Origin of the sequence: Pseudonocardia bannensis, from assembly GCF_012911875.1 — a bacterium.
GTDB classification, from domain to species: Bacteria; Actinomycetota; Actinomycetes; order Mycobacteriales; family Pseudonocardiaceae; genus Pseudonocardia; species Pseudonocardia bannensis.
In genome coordinates this window covers 20,392-27,361 of record NZ_JAAXKZ010000083.1, presented here as the reverse complement: position 1 = coordinate 27,361, position 6,970 = coordinate 20,392, and the positions used below count along the sequence as shown (strand labels likewise).

5 protein-coding genes, 1 pseudogene and 1 riboswitch are annotated in these 6,970 nt (G+C 73.5%); of the genes and pseudogenes, 2 read left to right on the top strand and 4 right to left on the bottom strand.

All coding sequences use genetic code 11. The annotated features are described in order from the left end of the window. Positions 1-1,383 (bottom strand): annotated as a pseudogene (locus HF519_RS20070) (glycine dehydrogenase); the annotation flags it as partial. 151 nt (positions 1,384-1,534) lie between these two features. Further along, positions 1,535-1,629: riboswitch (glycine riboswitch) on the bottom strand. A 129-nt stretch (positions 1,630-1,758) separates the two neighbouring features. On the opposite strand from HF519_RS20070, the gene HF519_RS20065 reads away from it, so the two are divergent. Continuing rightward, the gene (locus tag HF519_RS20065) at positions 1,759-3,102 is read left to right on the top strand and encodes a dipeptidase (RefSeq protein ID WP_312860228.1); all 1,344 of its coding nucleotides are present in this window, start codon (positions 1,759-1,761) and stop codon (positions 3,100-3,102) included. Between the two features lie 78 nt (positions 3,103-3,180). Here HF519_RS20065 and HF519_RS20060 read toward each other — a convergent pair whose 3' ends face one another. Genes HF519_RS20060 through HF519_RS20050 form a run of 3 tightly spaced genes read right to left on the bottom strand, consistent with a single transcriptional unit; the run spans position 3,181 to position 4,964 of the window. Then, the gene (locus tag HF519_RS20060) at positions 3,181-3,603 is read right to left on the bottom strand and encodes an NUDIX hydrolase (protein ID WP_312860227.1); all 423 of its coding nucleotides are present in this window, start codon (positions 3,601-3,603) and stop codon (positions 3,181-3,183) included. Further along, a complete protein-coding gene (locus tag HF519_RS20055) occupies positions 3,600-3,914 on the bottom strand; it encodes a RedY/HapK family protein (protein WP_169414515.1) in 315 nt (104 codons plus the stop codon). The genes HF519_RS20060 and HF519_RS20055 overlap by 4 nt, the downstream gene beginning before the upstream one ends. Positions 3,915-3,953: 39 nt before the next feature. Continuing rightward, positions 3,954-4,964: an LLM class flavin-dependent oxidoreductase gene (locus HF519_RS20050; protein ID WP_211170300.1), complete on the bottom strand. Its 1,011-nt coding sequence runs from the start codon at positions 4,962-4,964 to the stop codon at positions 3,954-3,956. Between the two features lie 411 nt (positions 4,965-5,375). Here HF519_RS20050 and HF519_RS20045 point away from each other — a divergent pair, with 411 nt between their 5' ends. Then, entirely contained in the window at positions 5,376-6,920 is a 1,545-nt protein-coding gene (locus tag HF519_RS20045; RefSeq protein ID WP_169414514.1) for a hydantoinase/oxoprolinase N-terminal domain-containing protein, read from the top strand. Positions 6,921-6,970 lie beyond the last annotated feature (50 nt).

Sequence of the window (6,970 nt, the reverse complement as noted above, 5' to 3'; positions counted from 1 at the left end):
GGCGGGAAGGGCTCCGTCGCCGGGGTCGCCCGGGGCGGCGCTGACCCCGAAGGCGGCGGCGACCGTGTCCAGGTGGGCCGGTGTGGTGGTCTCCGAGCAGGAGATCCCGACGTGATCGGCGTCCACCCCGCGCAGGTGTACGCCGTGGCCGGCGGCGGCGGCGACGATCTCTGCTGCCCGCCCGGGAACACGGGCCAGCACGGTGTCGAAGAAGCTGTCGTGCACGATCTCCACGCCGCCGGCCCGCAGCCGGACGGCCAGCGCCGCGGCGCGCCGGTGCGTCCGGGAGGCGATCTCGCGCAGCCCGTCGGGGCCGTGATAGACGGCGTACATCGAAGCGATGACGGCCAGCAGCACCTGCGCCGTGCAGATGTTGGAGGTGGCCTTGTCGCGGCGGATGTGCTGCTCGCGGGTCTGCAGCGCGAGCCGGCAGGCGGGGCGTCCCGCCGCGTCCACGGACACCCCCACCAACCGGCCCGGCAGCGAACGCTCCAGCCCGGTGCGGACGGCGATGTACGCGGCGTGCGGCCCGCCGTAGCCCAGCGGCACCCCGAAACGCTGCGTGGAGCCGACCGCGATGTCCGCGCCCCACTCCCCCGGCGGTGCGAGCACGGTCAGCGCGAGCAGGTCGGCGGCCACGGTGACCAGGGCTCCGGACTCGTGCGCGGCGGCCACCAGCGGCGCGAGCTCGCGCACCGCCCCGGAGGCGCCGGGGTACTGCAGCACCACGCCGAAGCAGTCGACCTCGGGCAGCCCGCGGGAGAGGTCGGCGACGACCACCTCGATCCCGACCGCCTCGCATCGCGTGCGGACCACGGCGATGGTCTGCGGCAGGCAGTCGGCGTCGAGAACGAGGCGGGCGGGCCGCTGCCGCGCGGCCCGGCGCATGACGGTCACCGCCTCGGCCACCGCGGTGCCCTCGTCGAGCAGCGAGGCGTTGGCGATCGGTAGCCCCGTCAGGTCGCCCACCATCGTCTGGAAGTTGAGCAGCGCCTCGAGCCGGCCCTGGCTGATCTCGGGCTGATAGGGGGTGTAGGCGGTGTACCAGGCCGGGCTCTCCAGCACATTGCGCCGGATCACCCCGGGCGTGATGGTGCCGTGGTAGCCCAGGCCGATCATCGGCTCGCCCGGGCTGTTCAGCGCGGCCAGGTCGCGCAGCTGCGCCAGGACCTCGCTCTCCGACACCGCCGCCGGCAGCCGCAGCGGACGGTCCGAGCGGACCCCGCCCGGGACCGCCGCGTCGATCAGCTCATCGAGGGAGGCGTAGCCGACCTCGGCGAGCATCTTGGCCTGGTCATCGGCGGACGGGCCGATGTGGCGGCGGGCGAAGTCCGAATCGGCGTCGGACCGGGCCGTGGTCGGGCCGGGGACCGGACGGGTCATGGGAGGCTCCCTGGTCGTGGGCCGCGCACGCGGACCCGGGTGGGACGGCCTCCCCGCTCTGTCATCGGACCTGAGAGCTTCACCGCCCGGTGGGGCGGCTTGCACCGTGGGTGCGTGTGATCCCGTCGCCGGGCACGCTTTCCAGAGTCGCCTCGCCGTTGCGGTACCTGGGCCTGAGAGATTCTGGGGAGAGTTGCTCCTTCGGCGCCTCGCCGGGGTGGGCGAGGGCTCTCCCGCAACGGTTCGAGCGGCGCGATGTGGAGTTGGATCGACGCGAACCGTAAGCGGACGTCCGGCCACCGTCAAGGCGCCCCGAGCCGGAGGCGCGACCACGGGACGGGATCGGGCGGTGTCCCCCACGTAGCATCGCCGCTCGTGCCGGACCTGCGAGAGACCCTGAAGAGCGCGACCGCCGCCGTCCTGGCCGGCGCCCGGGCGGACCTGGAACGGCTGGTCCGCATCCCCAGCATCTGGGCCGACCCCGCGCACGCCGACGACACCCACCGCAGCGCCGCGGCCGTCGCCGAACTCGCCCGCGGGGCCGGCGCCACCAGCGTCCGCATCGTCGCCGCCGACGGCGGGGCCCCCGCCGTGATCGCACACTGGCCGCCACCACCAGGACAGCCCACGGTGCTGCTCTACGCCCACCACGACGTCCAACCCACCGGCGGCGACGAGCACTGGACCAGCCCCCCGTTCGAACCCACCGAACGCGACGGCCGCCTCTACGGCCGCGGCGCCGCCGACGACAAAGCCGGCGTGATGACCCACCTCGCGGTACTGCACGCCTACCACGGCACACCCCCGGTCGGGGTCACCCTGTTCATCGAGGGCGAGGAGGAATCCGGCTCCCCGACCCTGACCACGCTGCTGGCCGAGCACCGCGACCTCCTCACCGCCGACGTCATCGTGATCGCCGACGCCGCCAACCCGGCCGTCGACGTCCCGGCGCTCACCACCAGCCTGCGGGGCCTGGTGGACTGCACCGTCGAGGTCGCGATGCTGGAACGCCCGGTGCACTCCGGGATGTCCGGCGGCCCTGCCGGCGACGCGCTGACCGCGCTGTGCCGGTTGATGGCCAGCCTGCACGACGCCAAGGGCGAGGTCGTCGTCCCCGGGCTGGTGCACGGCAGCTCCGACGCGCCGGACATGGACGAGGCCATGTTCCGCTCCGACGCCGGGCTGCTCGACGGCGTCGAGCTGCTCGGTTGCGGCTCGATTCCCGAGCGCATCTGGCACAAGCCCGCGATCGCGGTGCTGGGCATCGACGCGCCCCGGGTGGACCAGGCGTCCAACGTGTTGGTGCCGCGCGCCCGGGCGATGGTCAGCCTCCGGATCGCGCCCGGGGACGACCCGGTGGCCGCGCAGCGCGCGCTCACCGCGCACCTGGGGGCGCATGTGCCCTGGGGGGCGCAGCTCACCGTGACTCCGGGCGCCGGGGGCGCCCCGTTCAGCCTCCACACCGTGGGGAGCCCCTACGACGCCGCGCGGCGCGCGTTCGCCGAGGCCTTCGGCAACGATGTGGTGGAGACCGGGATGGGCGGCTCGATCCCGTTCATCGCCGAGTTCGCCCGCACGTTCCCCGGCGCCGCGGTGCTGGTCACCGGGGTCGGCGACCCGGCCAGCCGCTGGCACGGCATCGACGAGAGCCTGGACCTGCAGATGTTCGGTCGCGGGGTGCTGGCCGAGGCGCTGCTGCTGGCCGAGCTGGCCCGCTGACCCGCTCGCGCGCGGCGCGGGGCCGCGACGGGTCGGGCATCGAGCCGGGCAACGAGTCGGGCAACGAGTCGGGCGCGGTCACCGGCCGGGCTCCGGCCCGTCCGGGTCACCGCGCAGGAGTCGCCCGATGACCTGCTGGACGGCCGGTGCGCATCGGTCCCGTTCCCCGGCGCCGACCCAGGCCGTTTCCGCGATCTCCCGCCCCGGCCGGGGCTCCCCGGTGGCGTCCGCCCGGTAGCAGTGCATCTGCAACCGCCGACCGGGCAGGCCGTGGGCTCGGTCGTGCACCACGAACGCCTCGCCGATGCTCGCTGCGACGAGCGTCATGCCCAGCTCCTCGGCGACCTCGCGGCACAGGGCCTGGGCCAGGCTCTCTCCGGCTTCGGGCTTGCCGCCGGGCAGGTAGTAGGCGGCGCGCCCCCGGGTGCGCACCACGAGCAACCGGCCGTCCCGGACGCACAGCCAGCCCACCGAGACGAGCGGCGCCCCGTCACCGATCACTCGATGACGCCTCCGTGCAGGGCCTCGTCGAGCTCCACGTAGGTCCCCCACTCCGCGAGGAGCTTCACGAACTCCGGGGTCTTGGCGGTCGCCCGGTACGCGTCGATGTCGGTCACCTCGATCACCTCGAGATAGTTCACCGACGGTGTGCCCTCCTCGTCGAGCGTGCCCTCGATGCGGGTCACGTCGTAGCTGACGATGCCCGGGCTGCTGCGGACGATCGGGTAGTCCGAGCGCCGGATCCATGCCTCGTAGTCGGCCGGGTCGACGCCGGGGCGCAGCTTGTTCAGGAAGAAGACGCGGTAGGTCATGGTGTTCCTCGATCCGTCTCGGGTGAACTGGGAGCGCGGTCAGAGCCTGCTCAGCACGTCGCGCGCGGTCAATGTGGCGATGCGGTGGGCGTCCGCGGCCGGGAACAGCCACAGCCCGACGGAGTCCGAACCGGCGTCGAGGAGCCGGCGCAGCTTCGCGGCGCACTCGTCGGGTTCCCCGGCGACGGCCAGGTCCTCGACCCAGGAGTCGGGCATGTTCTTCGCCAGGTGCTCGACGGCGTTCTCGCCGCCCTCGGCCAGCAGCGCGGCCAGCTCGTCGCGGATGCCGTAGACCTCCGAGAGCGCGTTGTCCGGCATCGCGGCCAGGTAGAACGCGATGGACTCCCGGACGGCGTCCTTGGCCACCGCGGCGTCGGCGTCGACGGAGAACAACGCGTAGGTGACCAGCCGGTGCGGCTCGGGCGCGGCACCGCGGCGGGCGCCCTCGTCGACCTGGGCCCGGGCCCAGCGCACGTACGCCGGGCTGGACAAGGTCGACAGCACGGTGCCGTCGGCGAGCTCCCCGGACAACCGCAGCCCGCGCTCGTTGACCACGCCCGTGTAGAGCGGCACCCGGGTCGCCGGCGGGTGCGTGAGCGCGATCTCGTCGAAGTGGAAATGGCCGGTCTCGGTGAGTTCCTCGCCGTCGAGCAGCCGCCGGACCGCGGTCACGCACTGCCGCAGTGCGGTCATCGCCTTCGGGGGCATCAGCCCCATCTGGTCCAGCCAGGCCGGGACGCCGTGCCCGATACCGCCGTAGACCCGGCCCGGGAAGAGCACATCGAGCGTCGCGAGCTCCATGGCCAGGATCGCCGGGTGCCGGGTCGCCGCCGAGACGATGCCCAGCCCCAGCGGCAGCCGGGTGGTGGCCGCCAGTGCCGCGGCCGACCCGGCCATCCCCCCGGAGAAGAAGCAGTCCTCGGAGAACCAGAGCTCGCCGAAACCGAGCTCCTCGGCCAGCCGCGCCATCGGCACGATGTCCTGGGGCGGCATGTGACTGCCCAGGACCAGCCCGACCGGGCTGACGGGGCCGGCCGCCGGCGGCGTCACCGGGCCGCTCCCCGGACAGGACGGGTCGTACGGGTCACGCGCATGGCTTCCTCCTCCGCCGGGGTGGGGACGCGGGCTACGCCGCCGGTGCGCCCGGCGCACCGGTGCGGTGTGGCGATGAACCTAGGCAGTTCGGCGCCGCCGATCTCCGGTGAATCCGCCAATGTCGGCGCCGGTGTTGTGCAGCGCGCCCGACGCCGGCCCCTGGACGGCGCCGTGGCCGCCGGCCGGCGCCGGCCGTCCACGCCTCCGGGACGCGTCCGGGCCCACTGGGCAGTCAGCACAAAATTCGGGGATCTTCCGTCGACTCTGCACAATGCCCTGCCGCTGCCCCGGCTCTACTGTCGGTCGTCGAGCCATCCACTCAGGGTGCGCCTTCATGATCCAACGGGTACGGCAATCGGAGAATCGATGCGCATCGGCATTGACGTGGGCGGAACGAACACCGACGCGGTACTCATCGACGGTTCGACGGTCCTCGCGGAGATCAAGACCGCCACCACGGAGGACGTGACCTCGGGCATCGCGGCCGCCCTCGCCGCGCTGCAGGCGGCGGCCGGACACGACCCGGCCTCCGTGCAGGGGGTCATGATCGGCACGACGCACTTCATCAACGCGATCATCGAAGGGCGCAACCTGGCGCCCACCGCCGCGATCCGGCTCGGGCTGCCGGCCACCGAGGCGCTGCCGCCGATGTCGGGATGGCCGGCCCGGCTGGTCACCGCGATCAAGGGCCGGGGCTACCTCTGCCACGGCGGGCACGAGATCGACGGCCGGATGATCTCGCGGCTACGCCGTGACGAGCTGGAGCGCGCCAGCGAGGACATCGTCGCGCACGGCGTGCGCGCCATCGCGATCTCCTCGGTGTACTCGCCGGTCAACGCCGAGTGCGAGCTGGAGGCCGCCGAGATCCTCCGCGGGCTGCTGCCCGACGTCCCGATCAGCGTGTCGCACCAGATCGGCCGCATGGGGCTGCTGGAGCGGGAGAACGCGACGATCATCAACGCCTGCCTGAGCGGGCTCGCCACGCACATCTGCCGGGGTCTGGCCGACGCGGTGAGCGCCGCCGGGATCGACGCCCCGCTGTTCCTCAGCCAGAACGACGGCACCTTGATGGACGTCGAGCATGCGCGCCGCTACCCGGTCGCCACCTTCGCCTCCGGCCCGACCAACTCGATGCGCGGTGCCGCGTTCCTCTCCGGGCTGCGCGACTGCGCGGTGGTCGACGTCGGCGGGACCACGACCGATGTCGGGATGCTGCGGCACGGTTTCCCGCACGAGGCCAGCACCGAGGTCAGCGTGAGCGGGATCCGGACCAACTTCCGGATGCCCGACGTGCTGTCCGTGGGCATCGGCGGTGGCAGCCGGGTCCGGGAGGACCCGGTGACCGTCGGCCCCGACAGCGTCGGCTTCCGGCTGACCGAGGACGCGCTCGTCTTCGGCGGACGGACGCTGACCGCCACCGACATCGCGGTGGCCGCCGGCATCGCCGACATCGGTGACCGCAGCCTGGTGCGCGGCCTGGACCGCTCGCTGGTCGAGGCGGTGCTGGCCAGGATCGGCGCGGACATCAGCGCGGTGGTGGACAGGGTCCGCACCAGCGCGCAGGCGACCCCGGTGGTCGCGGTCGGGGGCGGCAGCATCCTCGTGCCCGACGACCTGCCCGGCGTGGGAGCGGTCCACCGGCCCGAGCACCACGCCACCGCGAACGCCATCGGAGCGGCCATCGCCCAGGTCGGCGGTGAGGTCGACCGGATGTACTCGATGGCCCCCGGCGAGCGCGAGCGGCTGCTCGACGAAGCCAAGCAGGAAGCCGTCGACAAGGCGGTCGCGGCGGGGGCGAAGCCCGATTCGGTGCAGATCGTCGACGTCGACGAGGTCCCGCTGGCCTACCTGCCCGGCAACGCGACCCGGATCCGGGTCAAGGCGGTGGGAGATCTGGTGCTGGCCGACTGACGCCGCCCGTCCCCTCGGCGCCCGCAGCCCCACCATCCGCCCCTGATTCG

What these genes read in the sequence shown, in the direction of transcription:
- HF519_RS20055 (WP_169414515.1), bottom strand. Translation starts at nt 3,914, where the DNA reads ATGACCTACCGCGTCTTCTTCCTGAACAAGCTGCGCCCCGGCGTCGAC.
- HF519_RS20045 (WP_169414514.1), top strand. Translation starts at nt 5,376, where the DNA reads ATGCGCATCGGCATTGACGTGGGCGGAACGAACACCGACGCGGTACTC.